18 protein-coding genes are annotated in these 22,402 nt (G+C 71.3%); 2 read left to right on the forward strand and 16 right to left on the reverse strand.

Annotated elements, in window-relative coordinates; all coding sequences use genetic code 11:
- The first annotated feature begins 24 nt into the window (after positions 1 to 24).
- The gene (gene ileS, locus HB370_RS11725; RefSeq protein ID WP_030783461.1) at positions 25 to 3,168 is read left to right on the forward strand and encodes an isoleucine--tRNA ligase; all 3,144 of its coding nucleotides are present in this window, start codon (positions 25 to 27) and stop codon (positions 3,166 to 3,168) included.
- Between the two features lie 439 nt (positions 3,169 to 3,607).
- Here the strand turns inward: ileS and HB370_RS11730 are convergent, their stop codons facing one another.
- From HB370_RS11730 to rsmH, 16 genes are all read right to left on the reverse strand, one after another.
- Positions 3,608 to 4,759: a DivIVA domain-containing protein gene (locus HB370_RS11730; protein ID WP_030783458.1), complete on the reverse strand. Its 1,152-nt coding sequence runs from the start codon at positions 4,757 to 4,759 to the stop codon at positions 3,608 to 3,610.
- Positions 4,760 to 4,811: 52 nt separating this feature from the next.
- Positions 4,812 to 5,102 carry a YggT family protein gene (locus HB370_RS11735; protein WP_030605475.1) on the reverse strand — a complete coding sequence of 97 codons (291 nt, stop codon included), beginning with the start codon at positions 5,100 to 5,102 and terminating at the stop codon, positions 4,812 to 4,814.
- A 59-nt stretch (positions 5,103 to 5,161) separates the two neighbouring features.
- Entirely contained in the window at positions 5,162 to 5,803 is a 642-nt protein-coding gene (gene sepF, locus HB370_RS11740; RefSeq protein ID WP_030605477.1) for a cell division protein SepF, read from the reverse strand.
- Between the two features lie 128 nt (positions 5,804 to 5,931).
- Positions 5,932 to 6,651 (reverse strand): YggS family pyridoxal phosphate-dependent enzyme, encoded by a 720-nt coding sequence (locus HB370_RS11745; protein WP_030783455.1) that lies wholly within the window; start codon positions 6,649 to 6,651, stop codon positions 5,932 to 5,934.
- A 6-nt stretch (positions 6,652 to 6,657) separates the two neighbouring features.
- Complete coding sequence (gene pgeF / locus HB370_RS11750; RefSeq protein WP_030783450.1) at positions 6,658 to 7,386, reverse strand: peptidoglycan editing factor PgeF; 729 nt, start codon at positions 7,384 to 7,386, stop codon at positions 6,658 to 6,660.
- The gene (gene ftsZ / locus HB370_RS11755) at positions 7,383 to 8,591 is read right to left on the reverse strand and encodes a cell division protein FtsZ (RefSeq protein WP_030783447.1); all 1,209 of its coding nucleotides are present in this window, start codon (positions 8,589 to 8,591) and stop codon (positions 7,383 to 7,385) included. Before ftsZ ends, pgeF begins: the two co-directional genes overlap by 4 nt.
- A 279-nt stretch (positions 8,592 to 8,870) precedes the next feature.
- Positions 8,871 to 9,662, reverse strand: coding sequence for an FtsQ-type POTRA domain-containing protein (locus HB370_RS11760; RefSeq protein ID WP_030783444.1), 792 nt, complete (start codon positions 9,660 to 9,662; stop codon positions 8,871 to 8,873).
- A 26-nt stretch (positions 9,663 to 9,688) separates the two neighbouring features.
- Positions 9,689 to 10,777 carry an undecaprenyldiphospho-muramoylpentapeptide beta-N-acetylglucosaminyltransferase gene (gene murG, locus HB370_RS11765; RefSeq protein ID WP_030783441.1) on the reverse strand — a complete coding sequence of 363 codons (1,089 nt, stop codon included), beginning with the start codon at positions 10,775 to 10,777 and terminating at the stop codon, positions 9,689 to 9,691.
- A gap of 6 nt (positions 10,778 to 10,783) precedes the next feature.
- A complete protein-coding gene (ftsW, locus tag HB370_RS11770) occupies positions 10,784 to 12,145 on the reverse strand; it encodes a putative lipid II flippase FtsW (protein WP_030783438.1) in 1,362 nt (453 codons plus the stop codon).
- A gap of 95 nt (positions 12,146 to 12,240) precedes the next feature.
- The gene (gene murD, locus HB370_RS11775; RefSeq protein WP_030783435.1) at positions 12,241 to 13,677 is read right to left on the reverse strand and encodes a UDP-N-acetylmuramoyl-L-alanine--D-glutamate ligase; all 1,437 of its coding nucleotides are present in this window, start codon (positions 13,675 to 13,677) and stop codon (positions 12,241 to 12,243) included.
- Positions 13,659 to 14,729 (reverse strand): phospho-N-acetylmuramoyl-pentapeptide-transferase, encoded by a 1,071-nt coding sequence (mraY, locus tag HB370_RS11780; protein WP_030605496.1) that lies wholly within the window; start codon positions 14,727 to 14,729, stop codon positions 13,659 to 13,661. Before mraY ends, murD begins: the two co-directional genes overlap by 19 nt.
- Positions 14,729 to 16,141: a UDP-N-acetylmuramoyl-tripeptide--D-alanyl-D-alanine ligase gene (gene murF, locus HB370_RS11785; protein ID WP_030783432.1), complete on the reverse strand. Its 1,413-nt coding sequence runs from the start codon at positions 16,139 to 16,141 to the stop codon at positions 14,729 to 14,731. Before murF ends, mraY begins: the two co-directional genes overlap by 1 nt.
- A gap of 4 nt (positions 16,142 to 16,145) precedes the next feature.
- Positions 16,146 to 17,666 (reverse strand): UDP-N-acetylmuramoyl-L-alanyl-D-glutamate--2,6-diaminopimelate ligase, encoded by a 1,521-nt coding sequence (locus HB370_RS11790; protein ID WP_030783429.1) that lies wholly within the window; start codon positions 17,664 to 17,666, stop codon positions 16,146 to 16,148.
- Between the two features lie 179 nt (positions 17,667 to 17,845).
- The gene (locus HB370_RS11795; RefSeq protein ID WP_280117740.1) at positions 17,846 to 19,810 is read right to left on the reverse strand and encodes a penicillin-binding protein 2; all 1,965 of its coding nucleotides are present in this window, start codon (positions 19,808 to 19,810) and stop codon (positions 17,846 to 17,848) included.
- A 5-nt stretch (positions 19,811 to 19,815) separates the two neighbouring features.
- On the reverse strand, positions 19,816 to 20,388 hold the full coding sequence (locus HB370_RS11800; protein WP_030783423.1) for a septum formation initiator family protein: 573 nt from the start codon (positions 20,386 to 20,388) through the stop codon (positions 19,816 to 19,818).
- 64 nt (positions 20,389 to 20,452) lie between these two features.
- Positions 20,453 to 21,409, reverse strand: coding sequence for a 16S rRNA (cytosine(1402)-N(4))-methyltransferase RsmH (rsmH, locus tag HB370_RS11805; protein ID WP_078637537.1), 957 nt, complete (start codon positions 21,407 to 21,409; stop codon positions 20,453 to 20,455).
- A 289-nt stretch (positions 21,410 to 21,698) separates the two neighbouring features.
- Here rsmH and HB370_RS11810 point away from each other — a divergent pair, with 289 nt between their 5' ends.
- Complete coding sequence (locus tag HB370_RS11810; RefSeq protein WP_208974388.1) at positions 21,699 to 22,310, forward strand: carbonic anhydrase; 612 nt, start codon at positions 21,699 to 21,701, stop codon at positions 22,308 to 22,310.
- The last annotated feature ends 92 nt before the right edge of the window (positions 22,311 to 22,402 follow it).

A 22,402-nucleotide genomic window follows, 5' to 3' on the forward strand; every position in this document is an offset into this window, starting at 1 on the left:
AAGTCCGTTGGAGGATGCTCGCAGATGACAGCGCCGACGTACCGCCAGGTGCCCGCACAGGTCGACCTGCCCGCTCTTGAGCACGCAGTGCTCGACTTCTGGCGCGAGCAGAAGATCTTCGCCAAGAGTCTGGAGCGGTCCGAGGGCCGCCCGGAGTGGGTGTTCTTCGAGGGACCGCCCACCGCCAACGGCATGCCCGGTGCCCACCACATCGAGGCGCGCGTCTTCAAGGACGTCTTCCCCCGCTTCCGCACCATGCGTGGCTACCACGTGGCCCGCAAGGCCGGCTGGGACTGCCACGGCCTGCCCGTCGAGCTGGCCGTCGAGAAGGAGCTGGGCTTCACCGGCAAGCAGGACATCGAGGCGTTCGGCATCGCCGAGTTCAACGCCAAGTGCCGCGAGTCCGTGACCCGGCACACCGACGCGTTCGCCGAGCTGACCACCCGCATGGGCTACTGGGTCGACCTGGACGACGCCTACCGCACGATGGACCCCGAGTACGTGGAGTCCGTGTGGTGGTCGCTGAAGCAGATCTACGGCAAGGGCCTGCTGGTCCAGGACCACCGCGTCGCCCCCTGGTGCCCGCGCTGCGGCACCGGCCTGTCCGACCACGAGCTGGCGCAGGGCTACGAGACGGTCGTCGACCCGTCCGTGTACGTCCGCTTCCCGCTCACCTCCGGCCCGCTCGCCGGCCAGGCCGCGCTCCTGGTGTGGACGACGACCCCCTGGACGCTGGTGTCCAACACGGCGGTCGCCGCGCACCCGGAGGTCACCTACGTCGTCGCGACCGACGGCGAGGAGAAGCTCGTCGTCGCCGAACCGCTGCTCGCCAAGGCGCTCGGCGAGGGCTGGGAGAGCACGGGCCAGACCTTCACCGGCGCCGAGATGGAACGCTGGACGTACCAGCGTCCCTTCGAGCTGGTGGAGTTCCCCGAGCCCGCGCACTTCGTGGTGAACGCCGACTACGTCACCACCGAGGACGGCACGGGTCTGGTCCACCAGTCCCCGGCCTTCGGCGAGGACGACCTCAAGGTCTGCCGCGCGTACGGCCTGCCCGTCGTGAACCCGGTCCGCCCGGACGGCACCTTCGCCGAGGACGTCCCGCTGGTCGGCGGCGTCTTCTTCAAGAAGGCGGACGAAAAGCTCACCGAGGACCTGGCGCAGCGCGACCTCCTCTTCAAGCACCTGCCGTACGAACACAGCTACCCGCACTGCTGGCGCTGCCACACCGCGCTGCTCTACTACGCGCAGCCCTCCTGGTACATCCGCACGACGGCCATCAAGGACCGGCTCATCCAGGAGAACGAGAAGACCAACTGGTTCCCCGAGACGGTCAAGCACGGCCGGTACGGGGACTGGCTGAACAACAACATCGACTGGGCGCTGTCCCGCAACCGCTACTGGGGCACGCCGCTGCCGATCTGGCGCTGTGCGGAGGACCACCTCACCTGCGTCGGCTCCCTCACCGAGCTGAGCGAGCTGACCGGCACCGACCAGTCCGGCCTCGACCCGCACCGCCCGTACATCGACGAGATCACCTTCACCTGCCCGCACGAGGGCTGCTCCCTCGAAGCGGTGCGCGTGCCCGAGGTGATCGACGCCTGGTACGACTCCGGTTCGATGCCGTTCGCGCAGTGGGGCTACCCGTACAAGAACAAGGAGCTGTTCGAGAGCCGGTACCCGGCGCAGTTCATCTCCGAGGCGATCGACCAGACCCGCGGCTGGTTCTACACGATGATGGCCGTCGGCACGCTCGTCTTCGACAAGTCGTCGTTCGAGAACGTGGTCTGCCTCGGCCACATCCTGGCCGAGGACGGCCGCAAGATGTCCAAGCACCTGGGCAACATCCTCCAGCCGATCCCGCTGATGGAACAGCACGGCGCGGACGCGGTGCGCTGGTTCATGGCGGCCGGCGGCTCCCCGTGGGCCGCGCGCCGGGTCGGCCACGGCACCATCCAGGAGGTCGTCCGCAAGACACTGCTGACCTACTGGAACACCGTCGCCTTCCAGGCGCTGTACGCGCGTACGTCGGACTGGGCGCCGTCCGCGGCGGACCCGGCGCCGGCCGACCGCCCGGTGCTGGACCGCTGGCTGCTGTCCGAGCTGCACGCGCTGACCGACCAGGTGACCCAGGCGCTGGATGCCTACGACACCCAGCGCGCCGGCAAGCTGCTGTCCGCGTTCGTCGACGACCTGTCCAACTGGTACGTCCGCCGCTCCCGCCGCCGCTTCTGGCAGGGCGACAAGGCCGCGCTGCGCACGCTGCACGAGGTGCTGGAGACGGTCACCAAGCTGATGGCGCCGATCACCCCGTTCATCACCGAGCGGGTGTGGCAGGACCTGGTCGTCCCGGTCACCCCGGGCGCGCCGGAGTCCGTGCACCTGGCCTCCTGGCCGGAAGCCGACCTGTCGGCGATCGACCCGGAGCTGTCCCGGCAGATGGTGCTGGTCCGTCGGCTGGTGGAGCTCGGCCGCGCCACCCGCGCGGAGTCGGGCGTCAAGACCCGTCAGCCGCTGTCCCGCGCGCTGATCGCGGCCACCGGGTTCGAGTCGCTGCACCCGGAGCTGCACACGCAGATCACCGAGGAGCTGAACGTCTCCTCCCTGGCGTCGCTGGCCGAGGTCGGCGGCAGCCTGGTCGACACGACCGCCAAGGCCAACTTCCGGGCGCTGGGCAAGCGGTTCGGCAAGCGGGTGCAGGACGTGGCGAAGGCCATCGCGGGCGCCGACGCGGCCGCGCTGTCCCTGGCGCTGCGGCAGGGCACGGCGTCCGTGGAGGTCGACGGTGAGACCATCACCCTCGCCCCGGACGAGGTGATCGTCACGGAGACCCCGCGCGAGGGCTGGTCGGTGGCCTCCGACTCCGGTGCCACGGTGGCGCTGGACCTGGAGATCACCGAGGAACTGCGGCAGGCGGGTCTGGCCCGGGACGCGATCCGGCTGATCCAGGAGGCCCGCAAGAACAGCGGCCTGGACGTCGCCGACCGGATCGCGCTGCGCTGGACCTCCACGGACCCGGCGGTCGTCGCGGCCCTGACCGAGCACGCCGGTCTGATCGCCGACGAGGTCCTCGCCACCGACTTCGCCCAGGGCGAGGCCGACGGCGGCTACGGCGAGCCGTTCACCGACGAGGGTCTGTCGCTGACGTTCCGCCTGCGCAAGGCGTAGGCGCCGGACAGCCGGAAGGCCCGGTTCCCCCTGTGGGGGGCCGGGCCTTCGGTGTCATACGAGAGCGACTGGGTGCGCCGGGGCGGGCCGGATTCGAACCGGCGTCCTCCTAGATGCCATCGAGGCGCGACGACCATCTGCGCTACGCACCCCGGCGCATGGGCCAGGCTACCCGAAAACGATCATCGCGGCTGCCACGGCTCGGGGAAGCCCGGTCGGTGCGGCGCGTGCGCCGTGCGCCGGTTGCCGGCTGCCGTCCGCCCGCGCATTGCCAGGAACACCGCGCCCCCAAAAGGCTCCCACACGCCCCGCGCACGGGATCGCGGCCGCGTACCCGGATCGCAACCCGCGTAAAAGGGCGCGGCCCCGGATTCGTAACCCGGGGCCGCGCCCTGAATGCCGCCGACGCTCAAGGCGTCCTACGCACCGTGTCCGGTGCTCAGTTGTCGTCCTCGTCGATCAGGAACCCGCGCATCGGCGAGGGAGCCTGGCCCATCGGGGACGGGCCCTGCGGACGGACCGGGGCCATGGGCTGCGTCATGGCCGGGGTCATCTGCTGCTGACCGCCGTAGGACGGACCGGACGGGGCCTGCGAACCGCCCATCGACTGGTTGCCGCCGTAGGACGGGGCACCGGCGCCGGCCGGAGCCATGGACGGCGTCGGGGACGGCGGCAGCGAGGCGGTGGCCGGGGTGCGCGGCGGGGCCAGCGAGTCGTCGGCCTGGGTCTCCAGCTGACGCAGCTGCGACTCCAGGTACGACTTCAGCCGCGTGCGGTACTCGCGCTCGAAGCCGCGCAGGTCCTCGACCTTGCGCTCCAGCGTGGCGCGCGCGGACTCCAGGGAGCCCATGGCGACGCGGTGCTTCTCCTGCGCGTCCCGCTCCAGGGCGTCGGCCTTGGCACGGGCGTCACGCTCCAGACCCTCGGCGCGGCTGCGGGCCTCGCCGACGATCTTGTTGGCCTCGGAGCGGGCCTCGGCGATCGCCTGGTCGGCGGTCTGCTGGGCCAGCGAGAGGACACGGGCGGCGCTGTCGCCACCGGGGCCCTGACCGGGGCCGCCCATCGGACCGCCCATGGGGCCACCCATGGGACCGCCCATCGGGCCGCCCATCTGCTGCTGCATGGGCGGCTGTCCGCCCATCGGGCCCTGACCCATCGGACCCTGGCCCATCGGGCCGGGACCCTGCGGGCCGCCCTGACCGCCGGGGCCGGCGGGCAGCTGCGGGGCACCGCTCGGCAGCTGGGGCGGACCACCCATGGGGCCGCCCATCTGCTGCTGCGGCGGGCCCGATATCCCGGCGGGCACCGGCTGGCCGGGACCTCGCATGCCCTGCTGCTGGGGGTGTTGCTGCTGCGGGTGTTGCTGCTGCTGGTCCTGCTCCGGAGGCTTGCGCGCGTTCTGCTGGTTCTGCGCGGCGGCACGCGTCGCGGCGGCCAGCTTGGCGCGCAGGTCCTCGTTCTCCCGGAGCAGACGGGTCAGTTCGGCTTCGACCTCGTCGAGGAAGGCATCGACCTCGTCCTCGTCATAGCCTTCTCGGAGGCGGACGGTCGTGAACTGCTTGTTCCGCACGTCCTCGGGGGTCAACGGCATCTCTTCACCTCAACGTAGTCATCGGCAGTCGGCAAGACCGGATCGCCCACCCTCATCTCACGAAACCCTGCACGATGGAGATGAGAATGTAGACGATGATCATCAGTACGAAGAAGGACAGGTCGAGCGCCACGCCCCCGAGACGCAGCGGCGGGATGAACCGCCGCAGAAGCTTCAGCGGTGGATCGGTGACAGTGTAGGTGGCCTCCAGAACGACCACCATCGCCTTGCCGGGTTGCCACGAGCGGGCGAACTGGAAGACGTAGTCCATGACCAGCCGGAAGATGAGGATGACAAGGAACACCATCAGCGCGATGTAGATCACCTGCGCGAACACGCTCATGGCCTGCGGTTCCCTCTCCCCTGTCCATGCTTTTCCGTGCTTCGGTCCTGCGTTGCGTCTCAGCTCTGGTTGAAGAACCCGCCCTCTGCGATGCGGGCCTTGTCCTCCGCCGTGACATCGACGTTAGCAGGAGACAACAGGAACACCTTCTGCGTCACCCGTTCGATGCTGCCGTGAAGACCAAACACCAAACCGGCCGCAAAGTCGACAAGTCGCTTCGCGTCTGTGTCATCCATCTCAGTCAGATTCATGATCACCGGGGTGCCCTCACGGAAGTGTTCCCCGATGGTACGGGCCTCGTTGTAGGTCCGCGGGTGAAGCGTGGTGATTCGGTAAGGCTCTCGTTCCGACACAACCTTGGGCATGATCACCGGCGCGTTCTTCTCCAGGGACTGGCGTTCTTGTGTGATGGATGCCACGGGCGCGATGCGCGCCGGACGTCCGGATTCCGCGGCGAGCGAAGTCGAACGGGCAACCGGTTCGCGAGGCGCGGGCGGCTGCACGATCCGCACCTCTTCGTCCCTTTGGGGCGAATGCGCACCATGCGGCTGATGTGACGGTTCGTGCCGCCGGTGGTCCCGCTCGGGCTCCGGGTCCAGCTCCGGCTCGAAGTCGTCGTCGGGGTCGAATCCACGGCCGTCGTACCCATCGTCCTCCACGAGGCCGAGGTAGACCGCCATCTTGCGCATCGCGCCGGCCATGCTCTGAGTCCTCCGCTCTGTGGTGGATCGGCTGACGACTGCCAAGTGCCCGCGATCCACGTGGTCGTTGTGCCCAACTTCACGGGCATTGACCATATTTTCTGCTGTGGTCCGACTTCTTGGCGACGTTACCCGAGCCGGGGTCGGACTCCGAGTACCGCGGTGCCAATGCGCACATGTGTCGCCCCGGCGGCCACGGCCTGTTCGAGGTCCGCGCTCATCCCTGCCGACACCATGGTTGCAGCCGGATGAGCCCGGCGCAGGTCGGTCGACAAATCCATGAGCCGCTCGAACGCCGCCTGTTCGCGTCCCGCGTACTCCCCGGTGAGCGGGGCGACGGTCATCAGTCCGTCGAGCCGCAGCCCGGGCGCGTCGGCGACAAGACCGGCCAACTCTTCGATTCCGCCGGGGGCCACGCCGCCGCGGTCGCCCCGGCCGCTCGCCCCGGCGTCGAGCGCGACCTGGAGCAGACAGCCCACCTCGCGCCCCACCCGCACCGCCTCCTTCGACAGCGCGGTGACGAGCCGGGAACGGTCGACCGACTGCACGACATCGGCGTAACCGACCACGGAACGCACCTTGTTGGTCTGCAACTGACCGACGAAGTGCCACTTCAGCGGCAGATCCGCACAATCGGCGGCCTTCGGGGCCGCCTCCTGGTCGCGGTTCTCGGCGACATGGCGCACACCGAGCTCCGACAGGATCCGCACATCGCTCGCCGGGTGGGTCTTGGTGACCACGATCAGGGTCACCTCCTCCCGCTCGCGCCCCGCCGCCGCGCACGCGGCGGTGATGCGCTCCTCCACCTTCGCCAGATTCGCGGCGAGTTCGGTCTTACGGTCCGTCATGCCCTATCAGTCCAGCCAGACATAGCCGGCGAGCCGCCCGGTGGTGCGGTCGCGGCGGTACGAGAAGTGATCCTGCGACTCCAGCGTGCACACCGGCGTTCGCGCCCGGTCGCACACCCCGAGCCGGTCGAGCTGCGCGTGCACCCCGGCGCACACATCCACCGCCGGCGTGCCCCAGCTCGTCTCGGCGTGCGCCGCCGGTTCGACGGCGGCCACCTCGGCGCGCATCGCCTCCGGCACCTCGTAGCACCGGCCGCACACGGCCGGTCCGGTGCGGGCGACGATCCGGCCCGGCTCGGCGCCGAGTCCGACCATGGCCCGTACGGCGGCGGGGACGACGCCCTTGACCATGCCGGGCCGGCCGGCGTGGGCCGCCGCGACGACCTTGGCGACGGGGTCGGCCAGCAGCACCGGCACGCAGTCGGCGGTCAGGACGGCCAGGGCCAGTCCGCGCCGCGCGGTGACGACCGCGTCGGCCTCCGGCACCGGGCCCTCGCCCCACGGCTCGTCCACCACGGCGACGTCGGCGCCGTGCACCTGGTTCATCCACACCACCAGGTCCGGGTCCAGGCCGAGCGACTTCGCCGCCAGTTCGCGGTTGCCGCGCACCGCCTCGGGTGCGTCGCCGACCGCGCCGCCGAGGTTCAGCTCCTCATACGGAGCGGCGCTCACCCCGCCCCACCGGTCGGTGAAGGCGAAGTGCGCGCCGCTCACGCTCTCGCGCCGTCCTATCACTTGAGGAAGTCCGGGACGTCCAGTTCCTCGGCCGCGCTGTCCGAGTAGGTCCGGGGCGCCGGGGGTACCGGCGGGGCGACCGGGATGTCCGGCACCGGCTCGGGCGCCGGCTCCGGCTCCTCCTTGGGCTTGACGCTGCCCAGCGAGCCGAAGGACGGGCGGCTGGGCTCGTTCGGCCGGGCCGGGGCGGGCTCCTCGCGGCGGGCGGGGGCCGAACCGGAGGCCGAGCCCAGGACGTTGTCCCGGCGGGCCGGCGGCTGGCCGCCGTCGAAGCCGGCCGCGATCACGGTGACCCGCACCTCGTCGCCGAGGGCGTCGTCGATGACCGCGCCGAAGATGATGTTCGCCTCGGGGTGGGCGGCCTCGCTGACCAGCTGGGCGGCCTCGTTGATCTCGAACAGGCCGAGGTCGGAGCCGCCGGAGATGGAGAGCAGGACGCCCCGGGCGCCGTCGATGGACGCCTCCAGCAGCGGCGAGGAGATCGCCATCTCGGCCGCGGCCACCGCGCGGTCGTCGCCGCGGGCCGAGCCGATGCCCATGAGGGCCGAACCGGCCTCGGACATGACCGACTTCACGTCGGCGAAGTCCAGGTTGATCAGGCCGGGGGTGGTGATGAGGTCGGTGATGCCCTGAACACCGGAGAGCAGGACCTGGTCCGCGGACTTGAAGGCGTCCAGGACCGAGACCTGGCGGTCCGAGATGGACAGCAGCCGGTCGTTCGGGATGACGATGAGGGTGTCGACCTCTTCGCGCAGTTCGGCGATGCCGTCCTCGGCCTGGTTCGCGCGGCGCCGTCCCTCGAAGGTGAACGGGCGCGTGACCACGCCGATGGTCAGGGCGCCGAGCGAGCGCGCGATGTTGGCCACGACGGGCGCCCCGCCGGTGCCGGTGCCGCCGCCTTCACCGGCCGTCACGAAGACCATGTCGGCCCCCTTGAGGACCTCCTCGATCTCCTCGCGGTGGTCCTCGGCGGCCTTGCGGCCGACGGCCGGGTTGGCTCCGGCGCCGAGTCCGCGGGTGAGTTCGCGGCCGACGTCGAGCTTGACGTCGGCGTCGCTCATCAACAGCGCCTGTGCGTCGGTGTTGATGGCGATGAACTCGACGCCCTTGAGACCGACCTCGATCATCCGGTTGATGGCATTGACACCACCGCCGCCGACACCGATGACCTTGATGACTGCGAGGTAGTTCTGCGGTGCTGCCACGTCGAAGGCCTCTCGCCTCGAATTACGTTGTCGCCGCCGTGCGGTGCCCCGCGCCGGGACGACGGATGCCGAATGGGACGGTCCGTAGCGCCGACCCGAACCCTAACCCTGAAGTTTAGGGTTACCAGTGTGTCTGTTCCCTGGAGTCTTCCGAACAGGACACTAAGTCGACAAGTGGCGCCCGTTCAACGAACACGCCGAACCTCCCGTTTTTCTTTTCACCCTATGTGATCAGCCGTAGCGGTGCCCAACCAGGGGGCTGGCCTGGGCTGATGTGCGTCAACTCCCCGATGACGCAGGGGCGGTGGGAACGGTGACGTCGAAGTGCCGTGCGCCGGGGGATGCTTTCATGAGAGCCGTGAGGGCCCGTGCCTTGGCGCGCCCCTGCTCGTCACTGCCCCACGCCACCGTACGACCGTCGCCCAACTCGACCGAGATGGCGTCGTAGGAGCGCACCTGAACGGTCCGGGCGGCGCGCGCCACGGGGGCGGGCAGGTCGCCGGCGACCCGCACGGCCGCGCGCACCAGCCGGCCGGTGCCGAAGCGCCGCAGGCTCGCGGCTCCGGGCCCCTTGCGGGAGGCGGACAATTCCAGGCTCGGAACGCCTTTCGGCGCCTGCGAAACCGTGGCGAAACGGACACCTTCGTCATCGACTTCGACGAAGTTCCCGCCTTTTCGGAGCAGCAGGACCGGAGTGCGTTCGCTCACGTTCAGGGCGATTCCCCGGGGCCAGGAACGCACCACGTCCACGGTGTCGATCCGGGGCAGTTTCCGGCGCAGCCGGGCCTCGATGGCACCCGTGTCGACGGACGCCATGGGCGCCCCGACGGGCACGTCCGCCGCCTCGCGGACCTCCGCGGGGGTCAGCACGCGCGTGCCCGACACCGGGACGTGGCGCACCCGCAGCCACTGCGAGCCGTACAACACCCAGGCGCCACCGGCCCCGAGGAGGACGACGGCCACGGCCAGGATGACGATCCTACGAAGACGCCGTCCGGCGCCGCGGGCGGGCGGCGGACCGGACGACCCCTGCTGGCGTTCCCCGCGCTCGGCGGTTGTCGGTCCGGCCACCGTCACTGCCCTTTCGTCATACGGTCCTAACGGCGCGAGGCGATCGCCTCGTACACCATGCCGACGAGCAGCTCGTCGGCGTCCCGGCGGCCGAACTCGCTTGCCGCGCGGGACATCTCGTACAGCCGGTGCGGGTCGGCCAGCACGGGCAGCACGTTCTGCTGCACCCACTCCGGCGTCAGTTCCGCGTCGTCGACGAGGAGTCCGCCGCCGGCCTTGACCACCGGCTGGGCGTTCAGCCGCTGTTCGCCGTTGCCGATGGGCAGCGGGACGTACGCGGCCGGCAGGCCCACGGCGGAGAGTTCGGCGACGGTCATCGCGCCCGCGCGGCACAGCATCATGTCGGCCGCGGCGTACGCGAGGTCCATCCGGTCCAGGTAACTTACCGGGATGTACGGGGGCATTCCCGGCATCTGCTGCACCTGCGGCAGTTCGTTCTTCGGGCCGACCGCGTGCAGGATCTGGATGCCGGCCTGCTGGAGCCAGGGGGCGACGGTCTGCGTCACCTCGTTCAGCCGCCGGGCGCCCTGGGAGCCGCCGGAGACGAGCAGCGTGGGCAGGTTCGGGTCGAGGCCGAAGCGGTGGCGGGCCTCGGGGCGGACGGCCGCGCGGTCCAGCGTGGCGATGGAGCGGCGCAGCGGGATGCCGATGTAACGGGCGTCACGCAGCTTGCTGTCCGGGGTGGAGACGGCGACCCGGGCCGCGTAGCGCGAGCCGATCTTGTTGGCCAGGCCGGGGCGGGCGTTGGCCTCGTGGATCACGATGGGCACCCCGAGGCGCTTGGCGGCCAGATAGCCGGGCAGCGCGACGTAGCCGCCGAAGCCGACCACGACGTCCGCCTTGGTGCGCTCCAGGATCTGCTCCGCGGCCTTGATCGTGCCGCGCAGCCGGCCCGGGACGGTGATCAGCTCGGGGGTGGGCTTGCGGGGCAGCGGCACCGCGGGGATCAGCGCCAGTTCATAGCCGCGTTCCGGGACGAGCCGGGTCTCCAGGCCGCGCTCCGTGCCCAGGGCCGTGATTCCCACGGTCGGGTCCTGCCTGCGCAGGGCGTCCGCGAGGGCGAGCGCGGGCTCGATGTGGCCGGCGGTCCCCCCACCGGCGAGTACGACATGCACCGAAATTCACCGCTCTCCGGACGAACGCGCCGCCGAGGCACGCCGTCGCATCGTGTTCCATCTCCGAGGCCCCCGCTCGGCACCGGAGCCTCCCGCCCGCTTTCTACCAAAGCGGGGTTGCCGCATCGCAAGCGCTGCCCGCGCAGCGGGCTCGTCGCGCGCGAAGGCGATCAGCAGCCCGATGGCGAACATGGTCGGCAGCAGGGCGGACCCTCCGTAGGAGAACAGCGGGAGCGGGACGCCGGCGATCGGCAGCAGGCCGAGCACCGCACCGATGTTGATCACCGCCTGGGCGGTGATCCAGGTGGTCACGCCTCCCGCGGCGTACCTCACGAAGGGGTCCTCCGTGCGTCCGGCCACGCGGATACCCGCATAGCCTAGAGCCGCGAACAGGGCGAGCACCGACAGCGTCCCCGCCAGGCCCAGTTCCTCACCGGTGACGGCGAAGATGAAGTCGGTGTGGGCTTCGGGGAGTTGGCCCCATTTTTCCACACTCGCACCGAGTCCGGAGCCGAAGAACCCCCCGGAGGCGAGCGCGTAGATCCCGTGCACGGCCTGCCAGCAGTCGGCGACCCCGCTCCGGGGCTCGGTGGCGCCGATGCAGGCCAGCCGGGCCATCCGGTTGTCGCTGGTCTTGATCAGGAGCACCCCGATCAGGCCGGCCACCGACAGTACCCCGGCGAACAGCCGGGTCGGCGCGCCCGCGAGCCACAGCAGGCCGAAGAGGATCGCCGTGAGAATGATCGCGGTGCCCATGTCGCCGCCCAGCATGATCAGTCCGAGCAGCAGGAAGGTGACCGGGACCAGCGGCACCAGCATGTGCTTCCACTGGGCCAGCAGCCTTCTCTCCTGCTTGCGGGCGATCAGGTCGGCGCCCCACAGCACCAGGGCGAGCTTGCCGAACTCGCTGGGCTGGATCTGGAAGGAGCCGCCGAGGGAGATCCAGTTCTGGTTGCCGTTGACCGACATCCCTATCCCCGGCACCTGCACCAGGGCCATCAGGAAGACGGCGGCGGCGAGGATCGGGTAGGCCAGCGCCCGGTGCAGTTTCACCGGCATGCGGGAGGCGGCGAACAGCAGTGCGCCGCCGATGAGCGCGGCGAGGAACTGCTTGCGGAAGAAGTACGACCCGGGCAGCGACAGTTGGAGCGCCGTGATCTGGGACGCCGAGTAGACCATCACCAGGCCCAGCACGGTGATCAGCACGCTGCCGCCGAGGATCAGGTAGTAGGCGGTCAGCGGCCGGTCCCAGGCCTTGCGGGCGCGGGTGTAGAGCCGCTGTACGGGGTTCTCGCGCGGCACGCGGGGAACGGCGGGACGGCGGGACGCCCGCTGTACGGGCGGCCGGCCGGTGCGGCTACCGGGCATCGGTGCCTCCGCCGAACGTCGACCGTCCCACGCGTCCCTTGAACGTCGACCGTCCCACGCGTCCCTCCCAAGATCCGCCCGGCAGGCGGCCGGGCTCAGGCGCCGAGTTCGCGGACCGCCGCCGCGAACGCGTCGCCGCGCTGGTTGTAGTTGGTGAACATGTCCATGGAGGCGCAGGCCGGGGCCAGCAGCACCGTGTCGCCGGGCCGGGCCAGCCGCCTGGCCTCCGTCACCGCCTGGAGCATCGCCCCAGTGTCGGTCCGGTCGAGGTCCACCACGGGTACTTCCGGCGCGTGTCGCGCGAGGGCGTCGCGGATCAGGGCCCGATCGGCACCGATCAGGACCGCACCCCGCAGCCGCTTCGCCGACTTGGCGACCAGTTCGTCGAAGGTGGCGCCCTTCGCCAGTCCGCCCGCGATCCATACGATCGATTCATATGCCGCCAACGACGCTTCCGCGGCATGGGTGTTGGTGGCCTTGGAGTCGTCCACGTACGCGACCCCGTCGAGGTCGGCGACGTGCGCGATGCGGTGGGCGTCCGGGCGGAAGGCCCGCAGACCGTCGCGTACGGCGGTGGCGGGCACCCCGAAGGCGCGCGCGAGGGCCGCCGCCGCGAGGGCGTTGGCGATGTTGTGCGGGGCCGGCGGGTGGACGTCGGAGACCTCGGCCAGCTCCTGCGCGTTCTTCTGCCGGTTCTCGACGAACGCGCGGTCGACCAGGATGCCGTCCACGACGCCGAGTTGGGACGGCCCCGGGGCGCCGAGGGTGAACCCGATCGCCCGGCAGCCCTCCTCGACGTCGGCCTCGCGCACCAGGTCCTCGGTGGCCTTGTCGGCGACGTTGTAGACGCAGGCGACCTTGTTGCCCTCGTAGATACGGCCCTTGTCGCGCGCGTACGCCTCCATGGAGCCGTGCCAGTCCAGGTGGTCCGGCGCGAGGTTGAGGACGGCGGCGGAGTGGGCGCGCAGCGAGGGCGCCCAGTGCAGCTGGTAGCTGGACAGCTCCACGGCGAGCACGTCGTACTCCTCCTCGCCGAGGACCGCGTCTAGCAGGGAGACGCCGATGTTGCCGACGGCGGCCGTGCGCAGGCCCGCCGCCTTCAGGATGGAGGCGAGCATCTGCACGGTGGTGGTCTTGCCGTTGGTGCCCGTGACGGCCAGCCAGGGGGCCGCGTCCGGGCCGCGCAGCCGCCAGGCCAGCTCCACGTCGCCCCAGACCGGCACACCGGCCTGCTCGGCGGCGCGGAACAGCGGCTTGCCGGGCTGCCAGCCGGGCGCGGTGACGACCAGCTCGGTGCCCTCCGGCAGGGAGGAGCCGTCACCGAGGCGCACGGTGATGCCGAGCGCCTCCAGTTCCGCGGCCTGTTCCCGCGCGCGGGCGTCGTCGCCGTCGTTGACGACCGTGACGACGGCGCCGCGCGCGTGCAGCGCCTTGGCCGCCGGGACGCCGGAGACGCCGAGCCCGGCGACGGTGACGTGCTTGCCCTGGAAGTCGAAGAGCCCCGAGGTGGAGGTCACTTGTCCGCTGCCCATCCCGCGTAGAAGAGGCCCAGTCCGACGATCACACAGATGCCCTGGATGATCCAGAAGCGGACCACCACCAGGACTTCGGACCAGCCCTTGAGTTCGAAGTGGTGCTGGAGTGGCGCCATCCGGAAGACGCGCTTGCCGGTGAGCCGGAAGGAGCCGACCTGGATGACGACCGACATGGTGATGAGGACGAACAGGCCGCCCATGATGGCCACCAGCAGCTCCGTGCGGGAGAGGATGGCCAGGCCGGTGAGGACACCGCCGAGGGCGAGCGAGCCGGTGTCGCCCATGAAGATCTTCGCCGGCGAGGTGTTCCACCACAGGAAGCCGAGGCAGGCACCCATCAGCGCGGAGGCGACCACCGCGAGGTCGAGCGGGTCGCGCACCTCGTAGCAGGCGCCGGGGTTGGTCAGGGTCTGCGCGTTGGCGCAGGACTCCTGGAACTGCCAGACGCCGATGAAGGTGTAGGCGCCGAAGACGAGCACGGAGGCGCCGGTGGCCAGACCGTCCAGACCGTCGGTGAGGTTCACGCCGTTCGACATCGCGAGGATCATGAACAGCGCCCAGACGACGAACAGCACCGGGCCGATCGACCAGCCGAAGTCGGTGATGAACGACAGCTTCGTGGAGGCCGGGGTGTTGCCGCGGGAGTCGGAGAACTGCAGCGACAGCACGGCGAAGGCGATGCCCACGATCAGCTGGCCGGCCATCTTCGCCTTGGCCCGCAGACCCAGCGAACGCCGCTTGACGATCTTGATGTAGTCGTCGAGGAAGCCGACCAGGCCCATGCCGAACATCAGGCCGAGGACCAGCAGACCGGAGTAGGTCGGCGCGTAGCCGGTGATGAGCTTGCTCAGGAAGTACGCGGCGATGGTCGCCAGGATGAAGGCGATACCGCCCATGGTCGGCGTACCGCGCTTGCTGGCGTGCTCGCGCGGGCCGTCGTCGCGGATGTACTGGCCGTAGCCCTTGCGGGCCAGCAGCTTGATCAGCAGCGGGGTGCCGACCAGCGTCAGGAAGAGGCCAATGACTCCCGAGAACAGGATCTGCTTCATCATCGGGCGGCGACCTCACCCTCGCCAGCCTCGACGAGCGCCTGGGCGACGCTCTCCAGCCCCACCGACCGGGACGCCTTCACGAGCACGACGTCCCCCGGGCGCAACTCGCTGCGCAACAGGTCGACCGCCGCCTGTGCGTCGGACACGTGCACCGACTCCTCACCCCACGAACCCTCGTTATATGCGCCCAATTGCAGCCAGGAGGCCTCAATCCCCCCGACGGCGACGAGCTTGCTGACGTTGAGCCGGACGGCGAGCCGTCCGACGGCGTCGTGCTCGGCGAGCGCCTCGTCCCCCAGCTCGGCCATCTTGCCGAGCACCGCCCACGTACGGCGCCCCTTGCCCATGGCCGCGAGCGCCCTGAGGGCGGCCCGCATGGACTCGGGGTTGGCGTTGTAGGCGTCGTTGACGATGGTCACGCCGTCCGGGCGCTCGGTGACCTCCATGCGCCACCGGGAGAGGGAGCCCGCCTCGGAGAGCGCGAGGGCGATCTCTTCCGCGGACATGCCCAGCTCATGGGCGACGGCGGCCGCGGCGAGCGCGTTCGACACGTGGTGCTCACCGTACAGGCGCATCGTCACATCGCTTGCACCGGAGGGTGTGTGAAGCCTGAAGGAGGGCTGTCCGCTGTCCGTGAGTCGTACGTTCTCGGCGCGTACGTCCGCTTCGGCCGACTCTCCGAAAAGGACCACCTTCGCCTGGGTACGGGAGGCCATGGCCTTCACCAGCGGGTCGTCGGCGTTGAGGATCGCCGCGCCGCCCTCGCTCGCCGGGGGCAGCGCCTCCACCAGCTCGCCCTTGGCCTGGGCGATCTGCTCGCGCCCGCCGAACTCGCCGATGTGCGCGGAGCCGACGTTGAGCACCAGGCCGATCCGCGGCGGGGTGAGGCCGGTGAGGTAGCGGATGTGCCCGATGCCGCGGGCGCCCATCTCCAGCACGAGGAACCGCGTCTCCTCGGTGGCGGACAGGGCGGTCAGCGGCAACCCGATCTCGTTGTTGAGCGAGCCGGGCGTGAACACGGTCGGCGCCTTGCGCCCGAGCACCTGGGCGATCAGGTCCTTGGTGCTGGTCTTGCCGGCCGAGCCGGTCAGCGCCACGAGGGTGGTGCCGAGCCGGCCCACGACGTGCCGGGCGAGGGCGCCGAGGGCGGTCTGGACGTCGTCCACCACGATGGCGGGGACGCCGACCGGCCGGGCGGCCAGCACGGCGACCGCGCCGGCCTCGACGACCTGCCGGGCGTAGTCGTGGCCGTCCACGCGCTCGCCGACGAAGGCGGCGAACAGGCTGCCGGGCACCACCTCCCGGGAGTCCCGGACGACCGGTCCCGTGACCTGCACGGACGTATCCGGTATGTCGTGCGTCTGCCCGCCGACGACTGCTGCGATCTCGGCGAGGGAGAGGGCGATCACAAGTTCATCCCTGGGTCTTCTGGATAGCTTCGCGAAGCACCTGGCGGTCGTCGAAGGGACGGATCACGCCGGCGATGTCCTGGCCCTGCTCGTGACCCTTGCCCGCGACCAGCACCGTGTCGCCGGCCTGGGCACGGCCCACGGCGGCGGCGACGGCGGCGGCCCGGTCCTCGAAGAGGAGCACCTCGCCGCGCTCGTGCGCGGGCACCGAGGCGGCGCCCTGGAGCATGGTCGCGAGGATCGCGAGGGGGTCCTCGGAACGGGGGTTGTCGGAGGTCAGTACGGCCGTGTCGGCGAGCCGGGCGACGGCGGCGCCCATCGGGGCGCGCTTGCTGCGGTCACGGTCGCCGCCGCAGCCGAGGACGACGTGCAGCCGTCCCTTGGTGACCTTGCGCAGCGCCCTGAGCACCGATTCGACCGCGTCCGTCTTGTGGGCGTAGTCGACGACCGCGAGGTAGGGCTGCCCGGCGTCGACGCGCTCCAGGCGGCCCGGCACGCCCGGTACGGCGGCGATGCCGTCGGCGGCGGCCTGCGGGTCGAGGCCGGCGGCGGCGAGGGCGACGATGGCGGCGAGGGTGTTCGCCACGTTGAAGGGACCCGCGATCGGCGACCTGGCGTGCACCCGCTCGCCGTCCGGGCCGAGCACGGTGAACGTCGAGTCCATCGGGCCGATCTGCACGTCCTGGGCGCGCCAGTCGGCGTCGGGGTGGCCCTCGGCGGAGTAGGTGACGACCGGGACGGTCGCCTCCTTGGCTAGCCGGCGGCCGTACTCGTCGTCGGCGTTGACCACGCCGAGCCTGCTGCGCTCGGGGGTGAACAGCCGCGCCTTGGCCCGGAAGTAGTCCTCCATGTCGGAGTGGAACTCCATGTGTTCCGGGCTGAGGTTGGTGAAGACGGCGATGTCGAAGACGCAGCCGTCGACCCGGCCGAGGACCAGGGCGTGGCTGGAGACCTCCATGGCGACCGCCTCGACGCCGCGTTCGCGCATGACGGCGAACAGGGCCTGGAGGTCGGTGGCCTCGGGGGTGGTGCGCTCGGACTTGATCCGCTCGTCGCCGATGCGGGTCTCGACGGTGCCGACCAGTCCGGTGGCGCGGGCGGTGCGCAGGCCGCCCTCCACCAGGTAGGCGGTGGTGGTCTTGCCGGAGGTGCCGGTGATGCCGATCTGGAGCAGATCGCGGCCGGGGTGGCCGTAGATCCGGGCCGCCAGCTCGCCCATCCGGCCGCGCGGGTCGTCCACGACCAGGACGGGCAGGCCCGTGGCGGCGGCGCGCTCGGCGCCGTCGGCGTCGGTGAGCACGGCGACCGCGCCGAGGCCGGCGGCCTGGGTGACGAAGTCGGCGCCGTGCAGCCGGGCGCCCGGCAGGGCGGCGTACAGGTCGCCGGGGCGGACGGCGCGCGAGTCGTGGGTGATGCCCGTGACCTCGGCGGCGGTGTCCGGAGCGGCGGTACCCAGCTGATCGGCCAGTTCCGCGAGGGGGGTGGCGGAGACCTGGACCGGTCGCGGCGGTCCCGGATATGTCACGGAAGCGCCTTTCTGGGTGGTTTGGGACTGATCAGCGTGTGGCACGGCGGTGAGCGTACCGGGCGTACCGGCTCCGGAGCTAAGCGAGGGGCTCTGGGACCCTTGGTTCCCGGGATCGGGGGTGATCGTTGTCACGGGTTCGTTCCTGGTGTTTCCGTGCTGACCAGTGGGGGTGCTGATCAGGGCTTGTACTCGACGGGCAGGCTGGCGGGCTTCGCGCCGGTGGGGGGGACCTGGAGGGTCTTGAGGGCGAACTCCATCACCTGCTTGTAGATGGGACCGCAGATCTGGCCGCCGAAATAGCTGCCGGAGGTGGCGTTCTGGATGGCGCAGTAGACGGTGATCCTCGGGTTGTCGGCGGGGGCGAAACCGGCGAACGACGAGGTGTAGCCGCGGTAGCGGCCGGTGGCCGGATCCACTCGGTTGGCCGTGCCGGTCTTGCCCGCCACCCGGTACCCGGGGATGCGGGCCTTGATGCCGGTGCCCTGCTCGTCGTCGACCACGGACTCCAGCATCTGGGCGAGGCTCTTGGCGGTCCTGGCGCTGACCACCCGGGTCTTCTTGGGCTGTGGCGCCGGGGTGAACCGTCCGTCGGCGCCCTTGGTGCCGCGCACCAGGGTGGGCTCGACGCGGACGCCGCCGTTGGCGATCGTCGAGTACACGGAGGCGGCCTGCATGGCGTTGATGGAGAAGCCCTGGCCGAAAGGGATCGTGTACTGCTGCGAGGTGGACCACTTCTGCGGCGGCGCGAGGATGCCGGGGGTCTCGCCGGGGAAGCCGAGTCCGGTGTAGCCGCCGATGCCGAACTTGCGCAGGTAGGAGTAGAGGACCTTGTTGGCCTCGGGCTGGCTCTTGGCGAGTTCGCCGGTGGCCAGGATGGTGCCGATGTTGCTGGACTTGGCGAGCACGCCGTTGAGCGTGAGGTACCAGGTGCGGTGGTCGATGTCGTCCTGGAACAGCCGGTCGCCGCGGTGCAGCCGGTTGGGTACGACGACGTGGGTGAGCGGGGTGGCCACGTTCCGCTCCAGCACGGCCGCCATCGACATCACCTTGGCGGTGGAGCCGGGCTCGTAGGCGTCCTGGAGGGCCGCGTTGCCCATGGCGTCGCCGTCGGCCTTCGACAGGTCGTTGGGGTCGAAGCCGGGCGAGTTGGCCATGGCCAGGATCTGGCCGGTGCGGGTGTCCTGGACGATGACATAGCCGCGGTCCGCCTTGGACTTCGCCACCTGCTCGGTGATGGCGTTCTGCGCGGCCCACTGGATGTCCCGGTCGATGGTCAGCTCGACGTCGGCGCCGGGCACGGCCCGCGTCTCCGTCGACCCGACCGTGGGCACCTCGCGGCCGCCGGCCTGGGCGTAGCGGACCTTGCCGTCCTTGCCGGTGAGCTGCTTGTCGAGCTGCTGCTCGATGCCGCCGCCGCCCCGGCCGTCGGCGTTGACCCAGCCCAGTATCCCGGCGGCCAGGTCGCCGTTGGGGTACACGCGCTGGCTGCTGGGGTCCGCGAAGACGCCGGCCAGCACGTTGACGGTGGTGCGGTCGGTGCCGGACTTCTTGGCGAGCGCCGTCTTCAGGTCCTTGATCTGCTTCCAGACCTGCGGGGTCTGCCGGGCGGCGAGGCGGGTGTAGCGGGAGTTCTTGTTCGCGGGCCGCAGCTTCTTGACGAGGGTGGCCTGGTCCTGGCCGAGGATCGGGGCGAGCAGCGCGGCGGCCCGCTCCGGCCCGTCGGTGATCTTCAGCTGCTTGACGCCGAACATGGTCGGGTCGGCCGTGATGTCGTAGGCGTCCTCGCTGACGGCGAGGGCGACGCCGTTGCGGTCGGTGATCTCGCCGCGTTCGGCGGCCAGGGTGTGCACCACGTACCGGTTCTGCTCGGCCCGCGCCGCGTAGGCGCTCGCGTCGACGGCCTGCACCTGGAGCAGCCGTACGACGAAGACGAGCAGCACCAGCGTCAGGGCGAGCCCGACCAGGCGCAGCCGGGGCCGGGGGCTGCCGAGCCGGAGCGGGGCGGGCGGCATGGGCCGGGCCCCGCCGGGCCGGCGCGCCGGCCGCCCCCCGGGCCCGGGCTGCCGCCGGACGGCCCCCCTGGGCCGCGGCGGCTTGGCGGGCCCGGGCACACGGCGGCGCGGCGCTTGCCTGTCGGACACTTCCGTCACCTGCCGGGGGTCGGGTTGGACACGGACGGGGGGACGGCGGCCGGGGCCGCGGGGCCGGCCGGCGGGACGGTGGGGACCGTCGTGGGGGCCGGGGTGCCGGGCGGGAGCAGGGCGCCGGGGGCGGCGGCCGGGCCGGAGAGGGCCGTGGTGCCGGGGACGGTCGTGGTGCCGGGGGCGGCGGCCGGGGCGGAGAGGGCCGCCGGTGCGGGGGCGGCGCTGGGGACGCCCTTGACGGTGCCGTCGGGGCCGAGGAAGGCGGGGTCGCCGCCGGGGACCATGCCGAGTTCGCGGGCGCGCCGCTGGAGGGCGTCGGGGGCCGAGTAGGCGTCGATGTCCCGCTGGAGGGCCTGCTCCTCGTCGGTGAGCGTCTTCGTCCGCTTCTGCAGGTCCGCGAGTTCGAACGAGCCTTCGCTGAGAGCGGAGTTCAGTCCCAGCAGCCCGATGAGACCGCCGCCGAGCAGCACGACGACGAGGAGCACGAACGGGGTGCGGGCCGCCTGGGCGCGGCCGGCCGGGAAGAGCCGGGCCAGCCGCGCGGCCCTCCCCCTCAGCTCGGGTTTCCTGCTCACCGCTCCCCCGGTACGGGGATGCCGCTCCCCCGGTACGCGAAGGAGACCCTCCGACCCGTCTCGCTCACTCCACGTCCTCCCTGATGCGCTCGGCGCCCCGCAGCCTGGCCGGTGCCGCCCGGCGGTTCTCCGCGATCTCCTCCTCGGTGGGAAGTTCGGCACCACGGGTGAGCAGCTTGAGCCTCGGCTGGTACCGCTCGGGCACGACCGGCAGCCCGGGCGGCGCGGTGGAGGCCGCCCCGGCCGCGAACACGTGCTTGACGAGCCGGTCTTCGAGCGAGTGGTACGACAGCACGGCGATGCGCCCGCCGACGTCCAGGGCCTTCACGGCCGCCGGGATCGCCCGCTCCAGCACGGACAGCTCGCCGTTGACCTCGATGCGCAGCGCCTGGAAGGTGCGCTTGGCGGGGTTGCCGCCGGTGCGCTTGGCGGCCTGCGGCAGGGCGTCCCGGATCAGTTCCACGAGCCGCGCGCTGGTGCTGAACGGCTCCTTCTCCCGCTCCCGCACGATGGCGGCGACGATCCGCTTGGCCTGCTTCTCCTCGCCGTACGCGCGCAGGATGCGCACGAGTTCGCCGGGCGGGTAGGTGTTGAGGACCTCGGCGGCGCTGATGCCGGTCGTCTGGTCCATGCGCATGTCCAGCGGCGCGTCCTGCGCGTAGGCGAAGCCGCGGCCGGCCTCGTCGAGCTGCATGGAGGAGACCCCGAGGTCGAACAGCACGCCCTGGACGCGCGCGATGCCGAGCCGGCCGAGGACGTCGGGCAGCTCGTCGTACACGGCGTGCACGAGGGTGGCGCGCTCGCCGAAGGGCGCCAGCCGCTCGCCGGACAGCCGCAGCGCCTCCTTGTCCCGGTCCAGGCCGATCAGCCGCGCGCCGGGGAACCGGGTCAGCAGCGCCTCGCTGTGCCCGCCGAGGCCGAGGGTGCAGTCGACGACCACGGCTCCGGGGCACTCCAGGGCGGGCGCCAGCAGGTCCAGGCACCGCTGGAGCATCACCGGGACGTGTCGACTCTGGCTCAAGGGGGCCTCTCAGTTCCGGCGGGCCGTACGCACCGTCGGTCCCCCGAGCCGTACGTACGCGCCGCGCGCGCGGGGAGACGGAGCCGGGCGGTGCCGGGGTCTCCGGGGGTTTCACCAGCGGGGAGAGACTCGTCTCCCGCTTTCGCGTCACTTTAGTCCACGCCGTCCCCGGGTCAATCAACCGGCCTGCGCGTCGCGCACGGCGGCCCCGCGGGAACCCGGACCGGCACCGGTCCACCCGTTCGGGCCATCTCCCCCCGCTCTGTGGGTTCGCTCACAACAAGCCACGATGGCGTTCTTTGTCCCCTCTCACAGCAGGCCGGAACGGTACGTGACCAGTAACGTCGAGAATATGACGACTTCCGCAACAGCACACACTGGGTCCGAAGGCGCCATAAAGGCCGGCGACAACGTGACCGACCGGCTCCTGGCGGCCAACCGGCGCTACGCCGAGGCCTTCGAGGACCCGGGCATGGACGCCCGCCCCGTGCTGCGTGTCGCCGTGGTCGCCTGCATGGACGCCCGGCTCGACCTGCACGAGGCCCTCGGCCTGGAGCTGGGCGACTGTCACACCATCCGCAACGCGGGCGGTGTGGTCACCGACGACGTGATCCGGTCGCTGACCATCAGCCAGCGCAAGCTCGGCACCCGCAGCGTCGTACTGATCCACCACACCAACTGCGGCCTGGAGTCCCTGACCGAGGACTTCCGTTCCGAGCTGGAGATGGAGGTCGGGCAGCGGCCGGCCTGGGCGGTGGAGTCCTTCCGGGACGTGGACCAGGACGTGCGCCAGTCCATGCAGCGGGTGCGCACCTCGCCCTTCCTGCTGCACACCGACGACGTCCGCGGCTTCGTCTTCGACGTGCGCACCGGTCTGCTGCGCGAGGTCGACCCGGCCTGACCCGGAACGTACCGGCCGGCCGCCCCGGCACGCGTCCCGCCATCCGTGCCGACACCGCCCGGAACCCGGTCGTACACGTCGTATGACCGCCA

This window comes from Streptomyces sp. DSM 40868, assembly GCF_011820545.1.
Lineage (GTDB): Bacteria > Actinomycetota > Actinomycetes > Streptomycetales > Streptomycetaceae > Streptomyces > Streptomyces eurythermus.